This is a genomic window from Burkholderia sp. IDO3 (genome assembly GCF_003366075.1).
Lineage (GTDB): Bacteria > Pseudomonadota > Gammaproteobacteria > Burkholderiales > Burkholderiaceae > Burkholderia > Burkholderia anthina.
On the sequence record NZ_CP028962.1, the window covers coordinates 2,436,762 to 2,460,766 of the forward strand.

Sequence of the window (24,005 nt, forward strand, 5' to 3'; positions counted from 1 at the left end):
TTCCCGTGCGTGCTTGCTTCATGAAATTCACAGCGGAATCCAATTGGTTGGAGTGACAGCGGCGCACTTTTGCGCACCCACTCGAAAGCGTGAGTTTACCCGCATCGAAGCACCGTTTTTCTGCTCCACCTGCGAGAACTGGCAGCTTGTGCCGCGATCTCTCGGCAAAGTACTGTCGCCCGACAGTAACGGCGGAGTGTTGAATGACTTCAGTCACGATCGAGCTGGGTTCGGGGAAGCGCGCAACGCTGCTGATACGTGCCGGAAGTGCTCCCCTGTCGGCCGATCAACGCTCAGCCGTCTCCGAACTGATGCTGCACTGGCCGAAGTACGCGGGCCTGACGACGAACGCCCTCACCTATCTTCGGCAATTGGGCCAAAACACGCTCCGTGGCCCCCCGCTCGATGTGCTCAGGTCAGCGATCGAGGATGGGCGTGTGACGGTCAAGATCGAGCGTCCAGCGGCCGGTGGCGGCACTGCTGGCGGTCAGCCATCGGCGCGCCCGTTTCCGCTCGCCAATCGGCTCCCTAATGTCCCGCCGGTAGCATCCCTGCCGATCGACAAACCGCTACCGTTCTGGGCTACGCCTAGCGACGTGTCAGCAAGCGAGCTTATGAGCTATCTCGAGAGTGTCGTCGGCACGGGAGGCGCTACCGAGATGGTGGGGGGCGCATCTACCTTGCTCGGTGACGCGCAACCATTTGAGTTGCCGGAAGATGCTAGCCTGAAGGACCGTGTTCAGCTCGCGGTACGTAGCGCCGCCGGTGAGGAAGAATGCTTCGCTCAATACGAGCGCGAACTGGAGGAGTGCAAGGCATATGGCGCGATGACAAAAGACCCGTATACATTCGTCGCTTGTAAAGCGCAGGCGTTTATGAACTACAACCAGTGCAGAGGTTTCTGATGGCAAATCCTCCCCCGAAACGGTCGTTCGTTGTGTCCTATGATGAAGACAACGATAAGCTAACCGTGTGCTCGATAAGCAATGATGCCATTGCGGAGCCGCTTGCTCGTGCGCTTAAAGCAGATTGGCCGCTGGACAGCATCAATCATGAGCTAACGGACGACGTTGCCCAAAGGTTGGGGGCTACAGCATTGACCATCCTTGCAATCTACAATCCGGCATTGAAGCCTATGTTGAAAATAACGCTGGATCAACCCGACGGCTGATCCCGGTAAGTCGCACTTGGTCTAGTGCACGAACCGCAGGATTACCACGACGATCGGACCTGTCAGAGATTTCGTATGCTGAGGTCGGTTAAAAATCTCGGATCATGGCCGAGGTGAGTCGTTCGCCGAACGAAATAGCAAACCGGTTTATCGCTGATGTCCAGTCGAAAACGGTCCGCATGGTCTTGGTCAGTATGTTGCGCAGCGCCAGCCAGAGCAACTTGGTTGCGGAACACGTAAATTCATTGCAAGTCAACACGCTCCGTCCCGTTAATCGGTTTTTTCCCACGCGTGCTTGCTGAACTGGTAACCCTTGCTACGGATCGTCTTGATCCGCTGCGGGTTGCTCGCATCGTCGCGCAACTTGCGGCGCAGCTTCGAGATGCGGCCGTCGATCGTGCGGTCGAGGCCGTCGAATTCGACCCCGCGCAACTGCAGCATCAGGTCGTCGCGGCTGACGACTTCGCCCGCATGACAGACCAGCACCCAAAGCAGATCGAACTCGGCCGACGTGAGGTCCGGCGAGTCGCCGCCGGGCAGCACGACCGAGCGGTCGGTGCGGTCGATCGAGAACTGGCCGAACGTGTAGCGCTCCGGTTGCGGCGCCGCCCCTTCCGCCGCGCGGGCCGGTGCGCGGCGCAGCTGCGCCTTGATCCGCGCGAGCAGGATGCGCGGCTCGACCGGCTTGTGCACGTAGTCGTCCGCGCCGAATTCGAGGCCGAGCAGTTCGTCGAACGGCTCGTCGCGGGCCGTCACCATGATGATCACGCCGTCGTACTGCTTGCGCGCCTCGCGGCAGATCTCGAAGCCGTCCTTGCCCGGCAGGTTCACGTCGAGAATGACGAGATCCGGGCGCGTGGACAGGATCGCCGGCACGGCGGCGTCACCATGCAGCACAGTGTCGACTTCATAGTCGTTCTTGCGCAGGTAGCCGGCGATCAGCGTGGACAAGCGGGTGTCGTCTTCGACGAGCAGGATGCGAAAAGACATGGGCAGCGATCGGATCATACGGGGAGACCGCGGCGGCGGCGACGGCTTGCACCGGCTGCCGGCCAACGGCCGAAACGTACCGCATGATACTGCGCCCGCCGTTCGCCCGTTCGGAGATCTGAAAAATTAGGGCGCGATTACCACCGCATTCGACCGCGCTTGACGAATCGGCGCCGAAACGGTTCCATACGGGCTCCCCGGAATCCGGGCCGCGCGCCCCCCCCTGTCTCACGTGATGAACTACCAGCCGATCCTCGAACGCATCCACACCGAACTTGCCCCCTGGATCGGCCAGGGGCGCGTCGCCGACTACATTCCCGAACTCGCGAAAGTGCCCGCCGACAAGTTCGGAATGGCTGTCGTGACGCTCGACGGAAACGTTTACACGGTCGGCGACGCGCGCGAGCGTTTCTCGATCCAGAGCATCTCGAAGCTGTTCGCATGCACGCTCGCGTTCCAGATGCTCGGCGACGCGCTGTGGGAACGGGTCGGCCGCGAGCCGTCGGGCAACGCGTTCAACTCGCTGGTGCAGCTCGAAAGCGAGCGCGGCAAGCCGCGCAATCCGTTCATCAATGCCGGCGCGCTGGTCGTCACCGACGTGCTGTGCCGCCGGTTCGTGAAAGCCGAGACGGCGCTCGTCGAATTCGTGCGGCGCCTGATCGGCGCGGTCGACATCGACTACGATTCGCGCGTCGCGCTGTCGGAGCTCCAGCACGCGGAACGCAACCGCGCGATGGCGCATTTCATGGCGAGTTTCGGCAACATGCAGATGCCGCCCGATACGGTGGTCGATGCGTACTGCCGGCAATGCGCGATCACGATGAACTGCGTCGAGCTCGCGCAGGCTGCGCTGTTTCTCGCGAACGGCGGTGTCGCGCCGGTTACCGGCGAGCGGATCGTGGACGCGAGTTCGGCAAAGCGGCTGTCGGCGCTGATGCTGACTTGCGGCACTTACGATGCGGCGGGCGACTTCGTTTATCGCGTTGGCTTGCCCGCGAAAAGCGGCGTCGGCGGCGGGATCGTCGCGGTGCTGCCGGGGGACATGGCCGTGTGCGTGTGGGCGCCGGGGCTCGATGCGAACGGGAACTCGCTGGCGGGGACGTTGGCGCTGGAATGGTTAACGACGTATACGGGGCGGTCGATTTTCTGAAAACACCGAAGTGACTCATGGGAGAGCATCAGTCATGCAACCGGAACACGCTTCAGATTTCGCAACGAACGACCACGCCGGCCCGGGCAGCCGTACAACACCCGCGCCGCTTCCCCCGATCGTGTCGGCCCAAACCGCACTGATCGTGATGCACTACCAGACCGACATCCTCGGCCTCTTCCCGTCAGTCGCCCCCACCCTGCTCGCCAACACACGCGAGCTGTGCGACGCGGCGCGCGCCGCCGGCGTCCACGTCTGTTTCGCGAATCTCCACTTCAGCCCTGGCTATCCGGAAGTCAGTCCGCGCAACAAGAACGGCCAGGGGATCAAGCAGCTCGGCCTGTTCGTCGACGACGGCCCGTGCCCGGCGCTCGGGCGTCTCGACAGCGAGCCGCTGATCGCCGCGCATCGCGCGAGCGTGTTCTTCCGCACCGACCTGCAGCCGCGGCTCATTGCGCAGGGTATCGACACGCTGATCCTGGTCGGGATCGCATCGACGGGCGTCGTGCTGTCGTCGGTTGCGCACGCAAGCGATGCGGATTTCCGGCTCTATACGGTGAAGGACTGCTGCTACGACCCGGACGAGGTCGTGCACGAGCATCTGTTCGCTACCGCGTTCGAGACACGCACGACAGTGCTGTCACTCGCGGACGCACTTCGGCTGCTCGCATAGCCACAGAACGCCCGCGCTGCGCCGACCGGAACCCCTCCGCCCGGCGCATTCCGCATCGCATCACTTCGCGATATACACGCCCGACGTCGGGCACGTGCCCTGCGTATTGCCGTCCGTCACGAGCGATGCCGCGCCCGGAAACTGCGCGATCGCGTTCGTCTTCACCGCGATCCACGCTTCGGTCAAGTAACTGACGCCGCTGATCTTCGTGCACTTCAGCGACACCGCGCTGCGCGTATTGCTGCCGAACGCGCCTTCGAACGCGGACAGCAGTTGATTACGCGTCACGGTCTTGCCCGCGTTCGCCTGCAGGTAAGCGTTGAACGACGTGTTGCCGAGCCGGCTGATCATGCCGGTCGCCTGGTTCCAGTACGTATCGGGCGATGCCGAATTCGAGCAGGTGCCGTGCTTGAACCATTCGTGCTTGTCGAGACACGACGCAACGCCCGGCATGTACGTCGACAGCGTGTTGCGGGTCGCGGCGCTGACCGGATACGCGTCCATGCTGCACCACTGGTGCCCGTTGTCGAGATCGACGTCGCTCTGCGGCACGCCGCAGTAGAACGGCTGGTTGCCGTCGTACTTGTTCGGCCACAGGCCATGCAGCGACAGGCTCGTCGCCGCATACGAGCCGGCGAGGTTCGCGCACTCCGGCGTGTCGTGCGACGCGCAGAAACCGGGCTCCCACGATGCCGCGAGCAGCAGGTAGTCGTAGCTGGTTTGAGCGGCGGCATGGAGCGAGGCGGATGCGACGGCGAGTGCGGCCGCGGCGCGGGCGAGCGTCTTGAGCATGGCGTTTCCTCGGAAAAGGCTTGCGGTCGCAGGATGCGCCGCAAGATTGTCGAATGTCTGCCCGCGATTGTGGCCGGCGCCACATGGCATGAATATGAAGGGAAACGAAATGTTTTCGTCAGCTCGACGCTCACCGGCGCGGAGCACCGACACCGCGCCCCGTTCCCCGCATCACCGAACGCGGCACGCTACTCACGCGTGCCGCCACGTCACGACCTGCTGCCGAGCTGCGTGCACGCACGCGCGGCCGACTCGGGGCCTTCGAGCGCGAGGATCTGCCACACGCCGAGGCTCACGCGCTGGCGCGCCGCCGTCGACGAATCGGCCAGCAACGCCTCGACGCGCGGCGCCGCATCCGGCGCCTGCTGCTTGAGCGCGGCGTGATGCCGCGCGCGCGACGCCGGTTCGGATTCGTACACGTCGCACAGCCGCACCATGCCGGCCAGCCCGGCCAGGTCGTCGTCCTTGTCGATCGCGCCGGACTCGACGGGCGCGAGCCCCTTGCGCTCCGCGGCCGGCAGCTTGCCGCGCGCGGCCTCGTCGATCGTGACGGCGGACGACGGCGGCAAACCGCCGATCACCGCGACGATCCGGCTGCCCGCGGCGATCATGTCGCCCTGGCACTCGATCTTCTGGTCGGCCGCGACGTTCGAGCAGAACGACACCGACGTGCGGTAGACGTCATCGCTCATGCGCGGCACCTCGTCGGCATCCGCATGCGCGCGACCGGCGCCCGCCAGCGCCAGGGAAACGGGAATCAGGATGCGGAATGCGCGCGTCGTGTTCATTGTTGTTCGTCATGCAGGTTCGGATGGCGGGCCGCAACGCCGAATCGCCCGGCAGCGGCCCCTGTCGCGCCGGGCCCTCGTCCGGCGCCACGTGATTATTTCATCGACGCGGCTTCCGATCCACCCGGCGACAACGCCGCACTGTCCTGCTCGCGCCACGCGCGACGCGACGCCATGATCGCCTTCACGGCCGAGCGCGCGACCTTCCACCACGCGAACGGCCGCGGATCGGCCAGCATGCTGAGCGCGCGCGCATAGTCGAGCGTGAGCCCGGGCGTCCATGCCATCGTCACCGCGCGCTTGCGGATCTGCGCGGCCACCCACAACTCGGGCGTGAGCAGCAGCCGCACGAACGCGCCCCACCCGGCCCGCGTGCCCTTGAGCCGCCACACCGCGCCATCCAGCGCGGCTTCGAGCGCGTTCGACACGGTGCTCGAGCAGTTCCGGTGCGTGAGGTTGTACATCTCCGTCTGCCGATACGACGACCAGAATGCGTCGAGCTTCGCCGGATCGTAGTTGCGAATCCGCACGCGCACGGTCGACGGGCACCACGCCTTCGACTCGGTCGCGTAGTCGGGCTGGAACAGGCCGGGCACGTCGTTCTCGCGCGTCGCGCGCAGGATCCGCGTGAACTCGTCCGGAGAACGATCGATTTCGACGGCCGGATACAGGCTGATGTAGATGCCCTCGGGCGACTCGAGCGCCGCATGGCCGGTCGAGATCACGCCGTTGACGTCCACCGCCGCGATGTAGCGGTCGATCACCGGATAGCGCTGCGCTTCGGCCTTCGACGTGCCGGTCGGCGTCCACACGTGCACGGTGAGCGCGCGCTCGTGATCGGCCGGCGGGCCGTCCCATTCGGATTGCGTGAAGCGCGGGATGTCGGGGGCGGCGTCGATGTCGGGCACGATCGACGGCGCGGGCGACGTGACGAACGCCGGGTTGCGCGTCAGCCGCCGCACGCGTGCGGCGAGGCTCAGCATGTGCATCCCGCCGAACATCAGCAGCAAGCCAAGGCAATACGGCACGGTGCCCGCATAGTGCGTCGGGTACGGCTGGTAGAAGAAGATCGCGAGCAGGATCTCGACGACGCCCCATGCGAATGCGACGTTCCAGCGCCGGTAACGCACCATCCATGCGGAAGTGCATTGCAGCACCCCGTCGACGAGGAACAGCGTGCCGAAGATCATCGAAAGCAGGAATTGGCCGTGATGATGCCCCGCGAACACGAGCCCGGCCGCCGCCACCACGACGATGCCCTTCACGTAGCGCAGGATGCGCTGGCCGCCCACGCCGCTGCCGGCCACCGCGAGCGTCGCGAGCCCCTCGATCAGGAACAGCCACGCAAACAGCTCGATCGGAAAATACAGCGCGCCGTCGAGCGCATCGACGAAGATACCCACGCCAGCGGCAACCCACAGCCAGCCCAGCACGGTCAGCCCGCGCCAGCGCGTTCGCAGATATTCGATGCCCAGCAGCAGCAAGACCAGTCGTACCATCGCGCCCTCGCATGTTTTTTCGGGATACTCGCTGGTCACGCGTTCCCTGTCTTGTCGACCGCGCATCGTACGGCGCGGCAATCGAAAAGCGGCAATGCTTGCCGGCGCGTCACGCGTCGACATGACCGATCGCGGCCGGCACGCGCCGCTCTGGCCGAATAATAAGATATGGAGGCGCCGGTTGAAAGCCTGCCGAAAACAATGCCGGTGCTGCGCGGGCGCCCCTCCGATCGTCCGCGCACGCGGCCGAACCCGTGGTTCGCGCCACGCGCCGTTCGCTGCCGCGGCAGATTTCCCGTTCGACAACGCGCGCCGGATACGCGAGAATCGCGGCTCCGAGGGCGAAAGCCGCTCCAAACCGCAAAGACGGGACAACAAGAAATGCGCATATCGATCACACGCCGGCGCCTGCTGGCCGCCGGCATGGCCACGGCTTGCCTCCCGCTGTCCGGCTGTTTCACGCCGAAGCTGTACAAGGACAGCCAGTACCACGAACAGGTCTCCGGGTTCATGATCACCGAAGACGGCAAGAAGCTCGTCGTTCTCGGCACGGATTACCACTACATCTTCGATCTTCCGGCGTCGCTGCGGCCCGTGCTGATGTCCGGCTACCGGAAGGCGCTGCACACCGCGTTCGCCGGTTTCCACGCGAGCGGCAGCAGCGTGACCGGCCACTACCGGATCGTGTTGCCGAAGGAAGCATCGGCGGACGATCAACAGGCCGCGACCGCGGACGGCTTCACCGTCGCGCAAGCCGGTCTCGTGCTCGAAGGCGACATCAGCGGCAAGCGCTACTCGACCGACGGCTTCGCCGCCAAGGACAAGGTCAACGACAAGACGGCGCAGGCCTTCAATCAGCGCTATGTCGTGTACATCACCGAATCGCCGTCCGCGGTCGGCATGGGCTTGCGAATCCTCGCGACGCCGGTGACGGTCGCCGCCGACGGCGTGCTCGTGCTGGGCGGTATCGTCCTCGTGCCGATCGCGTTCGTCGCGATCCAGGCGAACGGCGGCCTGCGGATCATGTAACGGCCACCGTCGACGGCCGCCATGCCCGCACGCGCACCACGCACGCACACCGGAGCATCGCCATGACGCCCTCGCCGCTTCACACCCCGCCGCTCGGCCCGCAGCTGAAGCGCTGGCGCGCGCTGCGCCGCGTGAAGCAGAGCCATGCGGCCGAACTGTTCGGCGTCGCGCAATCGACGATCTCGCGCTGGGAAGCCGGTATCCAGCAGATGTCGCCCGACGAGCGCGCGACCGCCGAGCGGCTGCTTGCCGCGCGGCTCGATTCGGCGGGTGACCAGGCGCTCGCGCGGCTCATCGCGGGCAGCGCTGGGCGCATGCACCTCGTCTGCGATCTCACGCATCGCCTGCTCGCGTGCTCGCCGTCGCGCGCGGCCGAGTTCTCGCAGCCGCTGCCGATGCTGCTCGGCACGTCGCTGTGGCGCTACGCGTCGCCGGAGATCGTCCGCATGGAGGCCACGCTCGATCCGCTCGGCTGGCACGATCGCGCCGGGCCGCCGAGCGTCGAATTCGCGACCGGCGCCAATGCGTCGCGCGTCGTGCCGATCCGCGGCAGCACCTGCCGGTGGACGCGGATGATGCTGTCGGACGGTTCGGCCGCGCGGCTCGTCGAAACGCTGTAGCGCTCACGCCAGCCGCGGCACTCGGCACGCCGCACGCATATTTCATGCGTGGACGCATCGCGTCCGCGCGGCGTACGCTTGGCGGCTCGATTCAAGCAATCCATCGGCCATGACCCTCGACACCCTCCACGCGCGGCTCGATTTCCTGCGCGAAACCGAACGCCTGAAAGACGTGCTGCGCAGCGGCCACACATCGTCCGGCCGTCCCGAAAGCACGGCCGAGCACAGCTGGCGGCTGTGCCTGATGGCGCTCGTGTTCGCCGATGCACTGCCGGGCGTCGACACGCTGAGACTGCTGAAGCTGTGCGTCGTGCACGACCTCGGCGAAGCGCTGCACGGCGACATCCCGGCGATCGAGCAGACCGCGCATCCGGACAAGAGCACGCAGGAACGCGACGACCTGCTGACGCTGACGGCCGGCCTCGATCGCGCGCCGCGCGACGAGATCGTCGCGCTGTGGGACGAATACGAGGCCGCCGCGTCGCCGGAAGCGCGTGCCGCAAAGGCGCTCGACAAGCTCGAGACGATTCTGCAGCACAACCAGGGCAGCAACCCGCCCGACTTCGACTACGCGTTCAATCTCGGCTACGGCCGGCGCTACACCGACGCCGCGCCGCTGTTCGCGGCGATCCGCTCGATCATCGATGCGGACACCCGAAGCAGGATCGACGCACGCAACGCCGACGCGTAAGCTCGCGCGCATGACGCGGAACATCCATGTTTAGAAATGACAGTCCGCAACAATTCTCTTTTTTGAAAAATTCCCCAGCAACGGCATTGGGCACAACATGAAACGTTGATGAAAAAAATTGACCTTTATAGTCAGTCTGAGAAATCTGTTCCGGGCAGCGCCATTAAAAAATAGCGGACGGCAGCATCGCACGATACCTGCTACGGACATTGAGCCGATAACACCCCGCCCCCTTGCCCCGGATGGCATCTTGCATGCGCCATTCCGAGCAATCCGTAGGCAGTCGAGATCACCAGGCATCACCAAAATTTCGCGAAATCCCCGATTTCCAGAATTGCTCGTTGCATTTCGCACTCAGGCTTATCTCCCGCATCCTTCGGCCCCATTGGATACGTCTTCGCAATTTCCCGGATCGCCCTGCTGAGGCCGAATGAAAATACAAAAAAAGCGCTGACGGAAATTCCATGCCGTCCCGGTCTCGCTTGTTACACACGTTGACGCCGCCCCGACCGGTCGTTAGGGTCGACCCGCATATTTCCGCGGGAAGGGGGCGACAACATCGATCGACCATTCGAACAGAGCGCGCCCCGATCACTCCAAGAACGTGAGGGCCAGCCATGTCGTTGTCCGACAAAATTCGCGCCGTCGCCGAAGGCATGCCCGGCTTTGGTGAACGTCCGATCCGTACCAATTGGGGGTGCGATCACCAGAAGCGGTTCGACCGCATGCTCGCCCTGCTGTACGCCGAAACTCATGAAGGGCTGATGACCGGTGTGACGGGCCGGTTCGTGTATGTGTCAACCAGCCCCGACCTGCCGCCGTCGATGTTCAAGGGTCTGCCGGTGGGGCTCGAACTGCACACAGCCAACGCAAGCCCGCCGCGTGTGATCAGTGGCATCGTCTCGCACGTCGATGTTGGCGCGTCCGACGGCGAGCTGACCTGTTATCGACTCACGATCGTCGACGCCATACAGTTGCTGCACGGCAAGTTCAATTCCCGCATCTTCAAAAGTCAGCGGCTGCCCGATATCTTCCACACCCTGTTCGCTCAATACCGCCGCAATTCGGCATTCGCGGCCGCCGCTGATCTCGATCTATCGCCGCTCAACGTCGAGCACTATCCCGCGCGGGCGTTCGTAAGGCAAGCCGACGAACCAGACGGCAAATTCATCGACCGACTCGCGCGCCGGGATGGCATCACGTACTACGCGCGGCCGGGCGACGGTAAGGGCAAGGCCCGCGACACGCCAATGCATACGATCGTGATGATTGACAGTGCGAGTCACATTCGGCGCACGCGCGCGCAAACGCTACGCTACGGCGGACACACAGGCACGCACACCGGCGACACGATCGTGTCGATTGCCTGGTCGCACACCGTCACCGCGCGCCGCGCCACCATCCAGTCTCCCGACTACAAGACTGCGCGTGTCGCAACCGGGGCTCGCACGAGCGACCTCGATCACGGTGCCGCCGGGAACGGTCTGGCAGACATGCTCGCCGACTATCGCATCTACGGTCCGCATGCGGGCGACTCGGCCGTCGACCTGGACCGGCTCGCACGCGCGCGCATGCTGTCGCATGATCGCCGCGCAGACCAGGTCGATTTCTTCGGCACCGTGCGCGACATCGGTTTGGCTGAGTGGTTCGACCTGACGGGCTACGTGCACCTCGATATGCAGCCCGAAAAAGATCGCCAGTTCGTACCCGTCGACATCCATCGTCACATGTGGAACAACATGCCGAAGGAACTGGACGAACGCGCCCGTGCCCTGTTCCAGGCGAGCCAGCGCCGGTTCGGCACGTCGGAGCGTCACCCGGCCTTTCGCGATGATCTGCCGGCGACGACTGGCGACCGTTACGAAATCGCGCTTACGTGCGTGCGGCGCGGCGTGCCGCTCGCACCGAGCTACGATCCGCGTATCGATCTGCCACCGACACCGCCGATTCTCGGGCGTGTCGTCGCGCCGGAAGGGATCACCGTGCACACCAACGCGTACGGTTGCGCATGGGTCCGGTTGCTCGGGCTGAACCCCGGCGACCACGAGAACTCGGGCGGCACGACCGGCACGCCGGCCGACAGTGCGCCGCTGTTGGTGATGAATCCGTGGGCAGGCGACCGCTACGGATTCTCGTTCCCACTGCGCGCCGGAATGTATGTGGTTCTCGACAGTCTCTACGGCGACCCGGATCGCCTGTACATCAGCGGCACGCTCAACGATGCGCGACATATGCCGACCGCATTCTCGAACGTGACGAAACTGCCGGGCAATCCACACGTGCTCGGCCTACGCAGCCGCGAAATCGGCAGCGGCCGCGGCAACCAGCTCGTGATGAGCGACTGGAACGGCCTCATCAGCGCGCAACTCGCGAGCGACGAATCGCACTCGCAGGTCAACGTCGGTCATCTCGCGCATCCAAGCGACAGCGGCCCCGGAAAATCGCGCGGCTACGGCGTGGAAGCACGCACCGACGCGTCGCTCGTGGCACGCGCCGCGCGCGGGTTGATGCTTACGACCTACGCGCGTGCAGCCGCGAGCGGGGACCTGCTCGATCGGCAGGAACTGCTCGAGCTGTTGGGCCAGTTCGCCGAGCTGTTCGAATCGATGGGCGACTTCGCCCATCAACATGGTTTGCACGGGCCCGACGCGAGCGGGCTCGCTCGGCTCGCGCAGAAGCTGCGTGAGTGGCGTTCGGAACCCGGTGCGAACGACGGCGACATGATGGCATTCGCTGCAAAAGGTGGTATCGGCCATTTCACGCCAAAGACCTACGGCGTGTTCGCGGCCGAGAACATCGACCATGCGGCCGCGCAGAACGTCCAGACGACAGCGGGCAAGAACGTACACACATCGGCGCGCGACAGGATGGAAATGCACGCCGGCACGGGTATGAAAGCAACGACGGCACATGGACCGATGCAGTTCGAATCTCACGACGACCTGATTCGCCTCGCCGCGCATAAGGCGCTGGAGCTGATGTCCACGACCGACGTCATTCGTCTCACGGCCAGCAAGGGTATCGAGTTGCGATGTGGCAGCGGCTTGTTTCAGATGGACGCGAACGGCAACGCAAACCTTCATATGCCGGGGAAAATTTCGATCAAGGGGAGCGGTCACGACTGGAGCGGGCCGACAAGCTCGGCGACCGACTTGAGGCCGTTCAGGCCGTCGTATCAAGCGCAATACGTACTGAGGGATGCGACGAACGGCGCTCCGCTGATTCGATGCCCGTACGCCATCAAGACACCCGCCGGTCGCACGATTCAGAGCTTCACGAATGAACGCGGCGAGACCGCGCCCGTCTTTACGGCGGTCGCGCAGGACGTACCGCTACAGACCGTGAAGTCCGGGCCAGCACCGGTCGAGTCGTGGCAGTGCGCAGGCTCGGACAGGCTGCAGATTCAACGCGACTATCTGGAGGATTGACGCATGGCCAGTACGATGGAAACAGTCGCAACTTGCACGACGGTCAAGGAAGACACGATCACATACGCTGAACTGCCACCGGGCACGAAAGGCTATTTGCAGGAGAAAATCGAAGATGCGTTGAAAGCCCCGGATATAGTCAAAATCCGGCTGCCTGACGGTTCGAACACGATTTCTGCACTCAAACAGATCGTAATGAGCTGGGCGATCCGCATCGATGAGACGATCCATGATTTCCGCTGGCAGTACAAAGCGGAAGTCAGCTTCGATATGACTGAAGCTGTACTGTCCAGTGGACAACGAGCACCGATTCCGTTCCTGAGCAGCGCGATCGAAGATGGGCCTGGACGTCGCCACGGCCAGAGCCCCTTTCCGTTTGGAGCGAAGCTCGGGCGATTACGTCGTCCTGACGTGATCATCGTCAAAAATCCCGGCGACCGCTGGCCGGGACGCGGTCTGATTGACCGCGAAGGCCATCCCCATGTCGACAACTTGCTACGGCTGGTTGAAGTGAAGTTCCCCGGCGACACATGGGGACGGGGGCAAGAAGCCGCGTACCAGCAAATAGCCGGCGCCCCCGGCGAATTCAAAAAGCGCATGTCGGTCATCGACGTTAGTGACTGCAACGGTGCACTGGAAAAGGCACGTGAACACGCACTCGCGATGTCACCGGAAGAACGTGAAGCAGAACTTCGTCGCCGCCGCCGCGAACGGCAACTGCGTGCACCGATTCGCTCCGTCGAGCCGATTCCCGATCCCGCGTGGTACGAAGCATGGATTCGAAAAGCGGAAGAAGTGGGCGACGTTGCCGTCGCTGCGGTCTGGGATGCGCTCAACGAAGGAGGACAACACCTGTCGGCCGAAATGGAGCGATGGCTAAAGCAGCATGCGCCCTGGACGCTGATCGCTGGCAAGTGGGTCGTTGATACAGCGACGGCAACATGGCGACGGGTCGACGAAAAGGGTCAAGAAATCTACCGCTACACGACCGCACAATTGAAGACAGGCTGGGACGCACTGGTGCGCACAACCGATATGACGTGGGATCTGCTGAAGCAAATCAATTGGTCGCAGATTGGCACCTCGATCATCAAGGGGCTGGTCGCAGTCGCCGCTGTTGTTGCCGGTATCGCCGTGATTATCGTGCTGTCCGAGGCTCTGCTAGCGATCCTCCTCGCGCTTGCCGCGATTGTTGCTGCTGCCACGGCCGAAACATTAGCGGCACTTGCCATTGCGCTGGGTGTTACCGGCGCCGCAGCGTAATGACGCGTTCCGAATCAACTCATTCAGAAGGGAATCAACCAAACATGAGCAACACGGAAGCGACGAAACCGATTGTGTTGACACCGTTCGCGGCTTACGCACGTTATTTCGAAGACTTGAGCGTGCGTCAGCGAGACAACAGTTTTTCGATAAAGCCGGGAGTGATCGGGACTGTATTTTTCGCGCATGGCGCGAAGCCAGATGGTCGACGCGGCCTACTCGCCTGTTTCGATCGTTTCGATGAGCTGTTCGGCTCACACCTCATTTCGGGAAAGGATGAAGACCTCGCACACTTGAGCAAGAAAAATGCAAAGGGCGTCGAAAAAATCCGGAGGGCAATTGTCGATACGCCAGAATTTCTTCAGGTCAGCGTGACGCGGTCCAGTGCACCGAACGCGACATCGGCTCCAGACTACGAAATTTCGACATTGACCGACATCGAAAATCCAGAAGATTATGTCTCTCCCGAAGGCTGGACTGCTCCGAAAGGGCAGGAGGCCGGCTATTCGTATTTGAAGTTCAGCGTCCCAATGGAGTTGGTCACGCGTCCGGAAGGACAAGAACAATACGAGCAGTTTCTGCGATACGTCTGCGAACAACTCGACGTACGCGGTGGCTATGGCGGCTTGTCCGCCGTAACCGCCTACAACTACCACAACTGGCAAGCTCAGGAATGGGCAATCGCGAGTCGGTTCAGCGGCATCGAAATCGACGCATGTGCGCACTTGTCGAAACACGAGTGGAATACCAGTTCGTATGATGGCACTCAGGTGCGCATGACGGCGATCTATCCCTATCTGCGTCCCGGCTCAAAGGTCGGCTCGTGGGGTTTTATCAAGAGCGTGAACTGGTACACCCTGCTCGGCGACCTGTTCGTCGAACGTCTCGGCGGCGACGCCGCACTCCGTGCCGCGCTCGATCGCGGCGACATCCTCGTCGAGCGGATCAATCACTGCGTGCTCGTGCGCGCCGGCCCGTTCCCGCGCCTCGGCGCCCCCGAGGAAGGTTTGCCCGAGCCTTACGTGTTCGTCAACAAGGTGCTGCGTGTGTTGCGTAACCCGAAGCCGGACGGCCTGCATCTCTACGAACCTGACCTGCCGAACGCCGACGCCAGGAATGCGCGTGCGTGGCAAGCACGCTTCGACTTATGGGATGCGCCACCGATTCCCGAACCGCCGACCATCGTGCCAGAGCCACGCGGAAAGCGCCGCTCGAGCATCCCCGGCGGCGAGCCCTGCCCCGAAGCCGGCTATTGGCGCACGCCGGCCAAGGCCGGCAGCGAACAGTATTTCAACGTGGGCGATGTAATGCCGGTGGTCAAAGGAAGCCAGTGGGGAACGACGCATTGGTCATGGGCGCGCGGTTCGGACGATGACAGGCAGTCCTAATTCCGGCGTGACGACGCCATGGAAGAAACCGAGTGTCGATTCCCCAACGGCGAAGTCGCTCCTATCTTCACGACGCCGTGAACGACGTACCGCTACAGACCGTGAAGTCCGGGCCAGCACCGGTCGAGTCGTGGCAGTTCGCAGGCTCGGACAGGCTGCAGATTCAACGCGACTATCTGGAGGATTGACGCATGGCCAGTACGATGGAAACAGTCGCAACTTGCACGACGGTCAAGGAAGACAGAAAGACGTATGCCGAATTGCCGCCGGGCACGAAAGGCTATCTGCAAGAGAAAATCGAATACGCGCTCAAAGCACCGGACATCGTCAACATCAAGTTGCCGGATGGCTCGCATACGATTTCGATGCTCAAGCAAATCGTGATGACGGCGGCGATCCGGATTGACGAGACGTTGCATGATTTCCGATGGCAGTACAAATCGGAGGTCAGTTTCGACATGTGGCCCGACTTTACCTCGCGAGGCACCGAAGCGCCGATTCCCTTTCTTAGCACTGCAACTGAGGATGGTTCCGGTCGCCGCCATAGTCTGAATCCATTTCCCAAGGGATTCAGGCCTGGGCTTCTTCGGCGTCCCGACGTCATCGTCGTGCGAAATTCTGCCGATCGCTGGTCTGGTCGAAGCCGCATTGACCATTACGGCAACGCGCATGTTGATAATTCGCTGCGTCTGGTCGAAGTCAAGTTTCCCGGAGATGCCTGGGGTTCGGGACAAGAGAGGGCTTACCAAAAAATCTCTGGCGCACCTGGCGAGTACAAATACCGCATGACCGTGATCGATGTCAGCGACTGTAACGGCGACTTGGAAAAAGCCCGTCAACAAACGCTCGCTATTTCGCCAGACGAACGCCAGGCGGAATTGCGCTACAAGCGGCGCGAACGGCAGCTACGCGCACCGATTCGTACGATCGAGCCCATTCCCGAACCGGCTTGGTACGAAGCCTGGATTCGCACGGCTGAAGAAGCCGGCGAAGCAACGGTTGCGGCCGTATGGGATGCAGTCAATACAGGGGCACACTATCTGTCGACCGAGATGGAAGCGTGGCTCCAGCAACATGCGTCGTGGGCGCTAACTACTGGCAAATGGGTCGCCGATAAGGCGACCGCCACATGGCAATGGGTGGATGAGTCTGGTCGCGAGATTTTCCGTTATACGACGGCACAACTGAAAGCGGGCTGGGATGCGATCGTGCGCACCACTGACATGACATGGGAATTGATGAAGCAAATCAACTGGTCGCAGATCGGCACGTCGATTATCAAGGGGCTCGTGTTCGTCGCCGCTGTTGTCGCCGGTACCGTCATCGTCATTGTGCTTGCCGAAACCCTGATTGCTGTCTTACTCGCAATCGCGGCAATTGTTGCAACAGCTGCCACCGAAACCGTAGCCGCACTGGCAATAGCGCTCGGCGCGACCGCTGCCGCTGCGTGATCGTTACCGCCTGACACTGTCAACGTAGAAGGGAATCATCTACTAATGAGCGACATCGAAACAAAGGGACCTGTTGTGCTGACACCGTTCGCGGCCTACGCGCGCTACTTCGAAGATCTGAGCGTTCGTCTGGCTGACAACAGTTTTGCTGTCAAACCGGGGGGCATCGGGACCGTGTACTTTGCCAGCGGCTCGAAACCCGAAGGGCGACGTGGCCTGCTCGCCTGCTTCGATCGCTTCGACGAACTGTTCGGAGCGCACCTCGTTTCGGGAAAGGATGAAGACCTCGCCAAATTCAGCAAGAAAGCGGCGAAAGGCGTAGAGAAAATCCGCAAAGCGATCGCGGACTCCCCCGAATACGAGCAGGTCAGCGTTATGCGCTCAAGCGCACCGATACCCACCGTCGCACCCGACTATCAAATTCAGACGCTTACAGGGCGGGCCAGCCCTATCGATTACGAATCCCCGACCGGCTACAAGGTGTCGAAAGGGGAGGAAATGGAACTCTCTTTTCTGAAGTTCAGCGTGCCGATGGAGTTGATTACCCGCCCGGAAGGCCAAGCCCAGTATGAGCAATTTTTGCGCTGCGTCTGCGAACAACTCGATGTGCGGGGCGGCTATGGAGGATTGTCCGCGGTCACTGCGTACAACTATCACAACTGGCAGGCTCAGGAATGGGCTATTGCAGAACGCTTCAGCGGTATCGAGATTGACGCCTGCGCTCACTTGGGCATTGACGAATACGATCCCACTTCCCACTACGGCGAGCCTTATGCGCTAACGGCCGTATTCGGTTATCTACATCCGGGTGCAACTGTCGGGCGTTGGGGATTCGTTAAAGGGGTGAATTGGTACACGATTCTCGGCGACCTGTTCGTCGAACGTCTCGGCGGCGATGCCGCACTCCGTACTGCCCTCGATCGCGACGACATCCTCGTCGAGCGTATCAATGACTGCGTGCTCGTGCGCGCCGGTCCGTTCCCGCGCCTCGGCGCTCCCGAAGAGGGTCTGCCCGAGCCATACGTGTTCGTCAACAAGGTGCTGCGCGTGTTGCGCAACCCGAAGCCGGATGGCCTGCATCTCCACGACCCTAACTTGCCTAACGCCAATGCCCTTAATGCGCGCGCATGGCAAGCGCGCTTCGATCCATGGGATGCGCCGCCAATCCCCGAGCCGCCCACGATCGTGCCGGAACCCCGCGGGCCGCGACGCCGCAGCGTTCGCGGCGGCGAGCCCTGCCCCGAAGCCGGCTATTGGCACACGCCGGCCAAGGCTGGCAGCGAGCAGTACTTCGACCTCGGCGACGTCATGCCGGTGATCAAAGGCAGCTCGTGGGGCACGACGCATTGGTCATGGGTGCGCGGCTCGAACGATGGCGGTCGTAATTCGAGCACATCAACGGCATAGAAGAAACCCGGCGCCCAGAGCCGAACGGGCCGGGACATCTACACGACCTGATCGCGCCCGGTCGTACGATCGTCATCGTCACACATGACAAGAGCAACCGGACACCGGCACGCCCCGATCCTGACCGCGAGCGTCCCACACAGCCGCCACGCCCCATCACTCACACACCGTCGCCCCACGCCGCGCCGGCGCAAACGCCACCGCACTCGCGGTCGCAAGCAACGCCACGCCGGCCGCGCCATACACCATCACCCAACCAAACCCGTGCACGAGCGCCGCGTGCAGCGCCACGCCGCCCGGATCGGCCTTTGCAAGCGCCGGCGCGATCGCCTGCAGCCCGTCGGTGCGCCCCGATGCGATCTCCTGCGCGAGCGTGCGCAGCGCCGCCGCATCGACCGCCCCCGCGACGCCGGCCTTCAGGCTCGCGACGATCCCCGCGACCAGCACGAAGCCCATCGCCGCGATGTTCAGCGCGAGCGAGATCATCCGCGCGCTCATGTCGATGCCGGACGCCATCCCGGCCCGCGTGCTCGGCACCGCGCCCGTCGTCGTGTTCGTGACCGGCGTGTTGGTGAGCCCGAGCCCGATGCCGGCGACCACGCAGCCCGGCAGCATCGTGAGCCAGCTCGCGTGATCGACGCCGCTGCCGATCCGCATCAGCGCGAAGCCGGCCGCGATCGTGAACAAGCCGCCCGGAATCACGACGCCCGGCCCGTAGCGCAGCGCGAGCCGTTCGCCGAACGGCGGCGCGACGAGCGTCGGCAGCGTATACGCGAGCAGCGCGAGGCCAGCCGTCACGCTGTCGTAGCCGAGCGCGACCTGGAACCAGATCGGCAGGTAGATCATGAACGGCCAGAAACTGAAGTTCATCCCCATCGAACCGAAAATCGCGCCGGTGAACGCGCGGATCCGGAACACGGAGAAGTCGAACATCGGCCGCGCGCTCACGCGCTCCGCGACGACGAAGCCGGCCGCCGCAAGCACGGTCGCGCCGAGCACGCCAAGGCCGGCCGCGCTCGTGAGCCCCAACTCCGCGCTTTGCGTGATGTAAAACGCGAGCCCGAGCACGGCGAGCGACAGCGTAACGATGCCGGCGACGTCGAGCGTGCCCGCATGCGGATCGCGCGACTCCTGCACGGCGCCACCGATCAGCACGAGCGCGACGGCCGCGAGCGGCGCATGAACGAGGAACACCCACGGCCAGCTCGCCAGCGCGACGATCGCGCCGCCGACGATCGGCCCGAAACCGAGGCCGATCCCGAACACGATCCCCCAGATCCCGAATGCACGGCCACGCTCGCGTCCTTCGCGAAACTGGTGCGACAGCACCGCGATCTGGCAGATCAGCATCGCGCCGCCGCTCGCACCCTGCAGCAGCCGGCCGGCGACGAGCACCGGCACGTTCGGCGCGAGCCCGCACAGCAGCGACGTCGCGCCGAACAGCACTGTGCCGATCACATACACGCGCTTGCGGCCGAACCGGTCGGCGAGCGTGCCGGCCGCCATCAGCACCGTCGTACACGCGATCGTGTACGCGTTCATGATCCACTGCATGCCGTTGAAGTCGCCGTGCAGCACGTGTTCGAGCGTCGGCAGGATCACCGGCACGCTCGAGATCTCGAGGCCGAACATCAGCGACGTGAGACAAACGGCCGCGAGCGCGACCGCATTCCTGCGGGAGTCGGATAGCGTCATGCGTCTTGCGCGACGGCCCGCAACAGGCCGCGCGCCTCCAGATAAGAAGGGTTCGCCGCGCGCGGCCGGCAACGCACACGGCACGGGAATCGGTACTATAGTGAGAATTCCTCTCCCCATTGACGCCTGTATTTCTCGAAACTGGGGAATCACAGGACGCAATCAACCCAACCATCATGACCGACAGACTCGACGGCGTGACGACCTTCGTCCAGGTCGTGGAATCCGGCAGCTTCGCGCTTGCCGCCGAACGGCTCGACATGACGCGCTCGGCGGTCGGCAAGGCGATCGCGCGGCTCGAAAAGCGGCTGGGCGCGCGGCTGCTGCAGCGCACGACGCGCAGCCAGAGCCTGACCGACGACGGTCAGGCGTACTACGACCGCTGCGTGCGCGCGCTGGCGGAGCTCGAAGCGGCCGAGGCCGATCTCGATTGCGGCCGCAACGAAGCGCGCGGCAAGCTGCGGCTGAGCGTGCCGCTCGCGTTCGGGCACCACTGCGTGACGCCGATCGTGCTCGACCTCGCACGCACCTATCCGCATCTGCGGATCGACGTGTCGATCACGGATCGTTTCGTGGATCTCGTCGAGGAAGGGATCGATCTCGCGGTGCGCATCGGCACGCTCACGGACAGCACGAGCCTCGCGGTGCGGCGGCTCGGCACGCAATACGGCAGCCTCGGCGCGGCGCCGTCGTATCTCGCGCGCTACGGCATGCCGCGAACGCTCGACGACCTGAAGCATCACCGGACGATCGCGTATTCACGCTCGGGCGTCGCGCAGCCGTGGGATCTGCGCGCGCCGGACGGCTCGACGGTGCGCGTCGACATGCCGCATCAACTGAGTTTCGACGACGTGCAGGCGATCGCGGCGGCCGGCGCGTCGGGGTTCGGGATCGCGTGGCTGCCGAGCTGGCTGCTCGACCATTACGTGAAGCGCGGCGAGATGGTCGTCGTGCTCGATCGCTGCTTCGTCTGCGAAGGCGACATTCACGCGATCTGGCCGAAGACGCGCTATCTGCCGCGCAAGACGCGCTGCGTGATCGATGCGCTCGTGCAGGCGGTGCCGCCGATGATCGAGCGCTGACCGGCAACGCGAAGAAAGAAAACGGGTTGAAACCGACGCGCCGCGCGGGCGCGTCGGATCATCACGCCGCGCCGAGATCGGCGAGCGGATGCGTGAACACCTTCCACGGCGACGTCAGGAAATGCCGCACGCGCTCGGCGCGCAGCTCGACGAGCGACGCGGGCGCCCAGCGCGGCTTGCGATCCTTGTCGACGAGATGCGCACGCACGCCTTCGCGGAAGTCGCCTTCCTCGATGGCGCGCGCAACGATGCCGAGCTCCATCCGGAACGACTCGGCGAGCGTCATCTGCCGGCCGCGCAGCAGCGCTTCACGCGTCACGCACAGCATCGTCGGCGAATGGCCGGCGAGCGCATCGAGCGTCGCCTGCAGCCATTGACGATGCTCGCGCGACAGCTCGTCGCGCGCGAGATCCTGCTTCAGCGTCGCAACGATCCGCTCGACGGTCGAGCGCTTGTCGAAGTGACGGACGATCCACGGCATCTGGCTGTCGAGCGCCGCATGCGGCACGACGTTGCACGGCGGCTCGAACACCTTGCGCAGCGCCGCCAACGCGTCGCCGTCCCATTTGATGCTTTCGATGCGCGTCTCGAACGTATCGAGCCACGACGACGGCACGCACAGGTCCGCGAGCTTCGCGCTCAGCGCGTCGGCGCCCGACAGCATCGCCCCCGTCAGCCCCACGTACAGTTCGAGCTCGGCCGGCATGCGCGACAGGAAATGCGTCGCGCCGACGTCGGGCACGAGGCCAATGCGTGTCTCGGGCATCGCGATCTTGCTGCGCTCGGTCGCGACGCGCAGCGCCGCGCCCTGCGCGAGCCCCATCCCGCCGCCCATCGTCACGCCGTCCATCAGCGCGACGACCGGCTTCGGGAACGCATGGATCGCGTAGTCGAGCCGGTATTCGTCGACGAAGAACGGCAGCCAGGTCTCGCGCTGCGTGACCATCCGGTACAGCGCACGCACGTCGCCGCCCGCGCAGAAGCCCTTCTCGCCCGCGCCGCGCAGCACCACCGCGACGATCTGGTCGTCGGTGCGGCAGCGTTCGAGCAGCGCGGCCAGCTCGCCGATCATCGGATACGACAACGCGTTGAGCGCGGCCGGCCGGTTCAGCGTGATCAGCGCCACGCGGTTCACCACGCGAAACAGCACCTCCGGTGCCGGTTGCGCGACGCTGTCATGAGTCGTGGCTGACGCGCTCATCGTTGCGCCTCTCCATCGGGATGCCATTGCGGCGCGCGCTTGCCGAGAAACGCGGCCACGCCTTCGCGCGGATCGTTCGTATCGAACAGGTCGACGAAGCGTTCGCGCTCGACGGCAAGCGCCGCGCTGCGCGGCACGCCGCGGCGCGCGAGGCCGATCAGCTCCTTGCTGTATGCCACCGCGTGCGGGCTCTGTCGCGCGACGCTGCGCGCAAGCGCCAGCGCCGCATCGCGCGCCGCGCCGCTCTCGACCACGTCCTCGACGAGGCCGATCCGCAGTGCGGTGGCCGCATCGACGCGCGTGCCGGCCAGGATGATCTTCTTCGCCCAGCCTTCGCCGACGAGCCAGGGCAGCGTCTGCGTGCCGAGCCCGCACGGCAGCAGGCCGACCGACGGCTCGGGCAGCGCCATCTGCGCATGCGTCTCGGCGATGCGCAGGTCGCACGCGAGCGCGCATTCGAGACCGCCGCCCATCGCATAGCCGTTGATCGCCGCGATGGTCACGACGCGCGCGTCATGCAGCGCCTCGAACGCCGCGCCGAAACGCGCGGCCATCGCACGCGCGACGCCACGGTCGCCGTCGGCGAACGTGTTCAGGTCGGCGCCGGCGCTGAAGAACTTCGGGCCGTCGCCGGTGATCACCAGCGCGCGCACGCGCGGGTTCGCGTTCAGTTCGGCGACGGTTTGCTGCAGCTGCCGCAGACCGTCGGCGGTAAAGGCGTTCGCGGGCGGACGCTTGAGCGTCGCGCACGCGATCGCGCCGTCGTCGACGTAGTCCAGTTCGATCATGAGGCGTCCTTCTTCGTGGGCGGTTGATACAGGCGGATCACCGCCGAGAAATCGAGTTGTCCGTCGCCGCGGCTGCTCATCGTCTGGTACAGCTGCTGCGCGAGCGCGCCGAGATACACGGGCTGGCGGGCCTGCTTCGCGGCATCGTTCGCGAGGCCGAGATCCTTCAGCATCAGGTCGGTGCCGAAGCCGCCGCTGTAGCCGCGCGACGACGGCGCCGTGGCGATCACGCCCGGATACGGGTTGTAGGTGTCCGAGCTCCAGCAGCGGCCCGTCGACGTATTGACGATGCCGGCCAGCACCTTCGGGTCGATGCCGAGCGCGACGCCGAGCGACATCGCCTCCGACACGGCCGCCATCGAGATGCCGAGCACGAGGTTGTTGCAGACCTTCGCGACCTGCCCCATCCCCGTCGCGCCGCAATGGACGATGTTCTTGCCCATCCCGGCGAGCACCGGCTTCACGCGCTCGAAGTCGACGTCGCTGCCGCCGACCATGAAGGTCAGCGTGCCGGCCGCCGCCCCGCCGGTGCCGCCCGACACGGGTGCATCGACGAACGCGCCGCCGTGCTCGCGCACGAGCGCGCCGAACGCCTGCGCGCTCGCCGGATCGATCGTGCTCGAATCGATCACGGTCGCGCCGGCGCCGAGGCCGGCCAGCACGCCGTTCTCGCCGGCGAGCACCGAGCGCACGTGCGGTGCGGCCGGCAGCATCGTGATCACGAACGCCGCGCCCGACGCGGCGTCGCGCGGCGACGCGGCAACCTGCGCGCCGGCGTCCTGCAGCGCGCGCAACGCGTCGGCGCTCAGGTCGAACGCGTGCACGTCATGACCGGCCTTCAACAGGTTCAGCGCCATCGGCGCGCCCATGTGGCCCAGACCGATAAAACCGATTTTCAT

The 24,005-nt window shown here is 64.4% G+C and carries 21 protein-coding genes and 1 pseudogene; 13 read left to right on the forward strand and 9 right to left on the reverse strand.

Going from position 1 to position 24,005, the window contains the following annotated elements; translation table 11 throughout:
• Window positions 1-203: 203 nt before the first annotated feature.
• Both DCN14_RS11150 and DCN14_RS11155 read left to right on the forward strand, forming a co-directional pair.
• Entirely contained in the window at window positions 204-905 is a 702-nt protein-coding gene (locus DCN14_RS11150) for a hypothetical protein (protein WP_096501594.1), read from the forward strand.
• Window positions 905-1,171, forward strand: a complete 267-nt coding sequence (locus tag DCN14_RS11155; protein WP_143331640.1) for a hypothetical protein — start codon at window positions 905-907, stop codon at window positions 1,169-1,171. The genes DCN14_RS11150 and DCN14_RS11155 overlap by 1 nt, the downstream gene beginning before the upstream one ends.
• 88 nt (window positions 1,172-1,259) lie before the next feature.
• Here the strand turns inward: DCN14_RS11155 and DCN14_RS11160 are convergent.
• Window positions 1,260-1,403: pseudogene (locus DCN14_RS11160) on the reverse strand (IS256 family transposase); the annotation flags it as partial.
• A 38-nt stretch (window positions 1,404-1,441) separates the two neighbouring features.
• Window positions 1,442-2,161 carry a response regulator gene (locus tag DCN14_RS11165; protein WP_096501596.1) on the reverse strand — a complete coding sequence of 240 codons (720 nt, stop codon included), beginning with the start codon at window positions 2,159-2,161 and terminating at the stop codon, window positions 1,442-1,444.
• A 235-nt stretch (window positions 2,162-2,396) separates the two neighbouring features.
• On the opposite strand from DCN14_RS11165, the gene DCN14_RS11170 reads away from it, so the two are divergent.
• Both DCN14_RS11170 and DCN14_RS11175 read left to right on the forward strand, forming a co-directional pair.
• Window positions 2,397-3,311, forward strand: coding sequence for a glutaminase (locus DCN14_RS11170; protein ID WP_096501598.1), 915 nt, complete (start codon window positions 2,397-2,399; stop codon window positions 3,309-3,311).
• Window positions 3,312-3,345: 34 nt separating this feature from the next.
• Window positions 3,346-3,984, forward strand: a complete 639-nt coding sequence (locus tag DCN14_RS11175; RefSeq protein ID WP_096501600.1) for an isochorismatase family cysteine hydrolase — start codon at window positions 3,346-3,348, stop codon at window positions 3,982-3,984.
• A gap of 60 nt (window positions 3,985-4,044) precedes the next feature.
• On the opposite strand, the gene DCN14_RS11180 is transcribed toward DCN14_RS11175, so the two are convergent.
• From DCN14_RS11180 to DCN14_RS11190, 3 genes are all read right to left on the reverse strand, one after another.
• A complete protein-coding gene (locus tag DCN14_RS11180; protein WP_096501602.1) occupies window positions 4,045-4,776 on the reverse strand; it encodes a ribonuclease T2 in 732 nt (243 codons plus the stop codon).
• A gap of 209 nt (window positions 4,777-4,985) precedes the next feature.
• Complete coding sequence (locus DCN14_RS11185) at window positions 4,986-5,564, reverse strand: hypothetical protein (RefSeq protein ID WP_096501604.1); 579 nt, start codon at window positions 5,562-5,564, stop codon at window positions 4,986-4,988.
• A gap of 95 nt (window positions 5,565-5,659) precedes the next feature.
• Window positions 5,660-7,063 carry a hypothetical protein gene (locus DCN14_RS11190; protein WP_096501606.1) on the reverse strand — a complete coding sequence of 468 codons (1,404 nt, stop codon included), beginning with the start codon at window positions 7,061-7,063 and terminating at the stop codon, window positions 5,660-5,662.
• Between the two features lie 381 nt (window positions 7,064-7,444).
• Between DCN14_RS11190 and DCN14_RS11195 the strand changes: the two genes are divergently transcribed.
• From DCN14_RS11195 to DCN14_RS11230, 8 genes are all read left to right on the forward strand, one after another.
• Window positions 7,445-8,092 carry a hypothetical protein gene (locus tag DCN14_RS11195; RefSeq protein ID WP_096501608.1) on the forward strand — a complete coding sequence of 216 codons (648 nt, stop codon included), beginning with the start codon at window positions 7,445-7,447 and terminating at the stop codon, window positions 8,090-8,092.
• 62 nt (window positions 8,093-8,154) lie between these two features.
• Entirely contained in the window at window positions 8,155-8,712 is a 558-nt protein-coding gene (locus tag DCN14_RS11200; RefSeq protein ID WP_096501610.1) for a helix-turn-helix transcriptional regulator, read from the forward strand.
• A gap of 109 nt (window positions 8,713-8,821) precedes the next feature.
• Window positions 8,822-9,403 carry an HD domain-containing protein gene (locus DCN14_RS11205; protein ID WP_096501612.1) on the forward strand — a complete coding sequence of 194 codons (582 nt, stop codon included), beginning with the start codon at window positions 8,822-8,824 and terminating at the stop codon, window positions 9,401-9,403.
• A gap of 725 nt (window positions 9,404-10,128) precedes the next feature.
• Entirely contained in the window at window positions 10,129-12,831 is a 2,703-nt protein-coding gene (locus DCN14_RS11210; protein WP_143331641.1) for a type VI secretion system Vgr family protein, read from the forward strand.
• A 3-nt stretch (window positions 12,832-12,834) separates the two neighbouring features.
• Complete coding sequence (locus DCN14_RS11215; protein ID WP_096501614.1) at window positions 12,835-14,094, forward strand: VRR-NUC domain-containing protein; 1,260 nt, start codon at window positions 12,835-12,837, stop codon at window positions 14,092-14,094.
• Window positions 14,095-14,138: 44 nt separating this feature from the next.
• Window positions 14,139-15,482 carry a type VI immunity family protein gene (locus tag DCN14_RS11220; RefSeq protein WP_096501616.1) on the forward strand — a complete coding sequence of 448 codons (1,344 nt, stop codon included), beginning with the start codon at window positions 14,139-14,141 and terminating at the stop codon, window positions 15,480-15,482.
• A gap of 191 nt (window positions 15,483-15,673) precedes the next feature.
• Window positions 15,674-16,933: a VRR-NUC domain-containing protein gene (locus DCN14_RS11225; RefSeq protein ID WP_096501618.1), complete on the forward strand. Its 1,260-nt coding sequence runs from the start codon at window positions 15,674-15,676 to the stop codon at window positions 16,931-16,933.
• 45 nt (window positions 16,934-16,978) lie between these two features.
• Window positions 16,979-18,340 (forward strand): type VI immunity family protein, encoded by a 1,362-nt coding sequence (locus DCN14_RS11230; protein WP_096501620.1) that lies wholly within the window; start codon window positions 16,979-16,981, stop codon window positions 18,338-18,340.
• 156 nt (window positions 18,341-18,496) lie between these two features.
• Here DCN14_RS11230 and DCN14_RS11235 read toward each other — a convergent pair whose 3' ends face one another.
• On the reverse strand, window positions 18,497-20,035 hold the full coding sequence (locus tag DCN14_RS11235; RefSeq protein ID WP_096501622.1) for an MFS transporter: 1,539 nt from the start codon (window positions 20,033-20,035) through the stop codon (window positions 18,497-18,499).
• 176 nt (window positions 20,036-20,211) lie between these two features.
• Here DCN14_RS11235 and DCN14_RS11240 point away from each other — a divergent pair, with 176 nt between their 5' ends.
• Window positions 20,212-21,117, forward strand: a complete 906-nt coding sequence (locus DCN14_RS11240; RefSeq protein ID WP_096501624.1) for a LysR family transcriptional regulator — start codon at window positions 20,212-20,214, stop codon at window positions 21,115-21,117.
• Window positions 21,118-21,178: 61 nt separating this feature from the next.
• Here DCN14_RS11240 and DCN14_RS11245 read toward each other — a convergent pair whose 3' ends face one another.
• Genes DCN14_RS11245 through mmsB form a run of 3 tightly spaced genes read right to left on the reverse strand, consistent with a single transcriptional unit; the run spans window position 21,179 to window position 24,005 of the window.
• The gene (locus DCN14_RS11245) at window positions 21,179-22,318 is read right to left on the reverse strand and encodes an enoyl-CoA hydratase/isomerase family protein (protein WP_096501626.1); all 1,140 of its coding nucleotides are present in this window, start codon (window positions 22,316-22,318) and stop codon (window positions 21,179-21,181) included.
• Window positions 22,315-23,106, reverse strand: coding sequence for an enoyl-CoA hydratase (locus DCN14_RS11250; RefSeq protein WP_096501628.1), 792 nt, complete (start codon window positions 23,104-23,106; stop codon window positions 22,315-22,317). The genes DCN14_RS11245 and DCN14_RS11250 overlap by 4 nt, the downstream gene beginning before the upstream one ends.
• Window positions 23,103-24,005 carry a 3-hydroxyisobutyrate dehydrogenase gene (gene mmsB / locus DCN14_RS11255; RefSeq protein ID WP_096501630.1) on the reverse strand — a complete coding sequence of 301 codons (903 nt, stop codon included), beginning with the start codon at window positions 24,003-24,005 and terminating at the stop codon, window positions 23,103-23,105. The genes DCN14_RS11250 and mmsB overlap by 4 nt, the downstream gene beginning before the upstream one ends.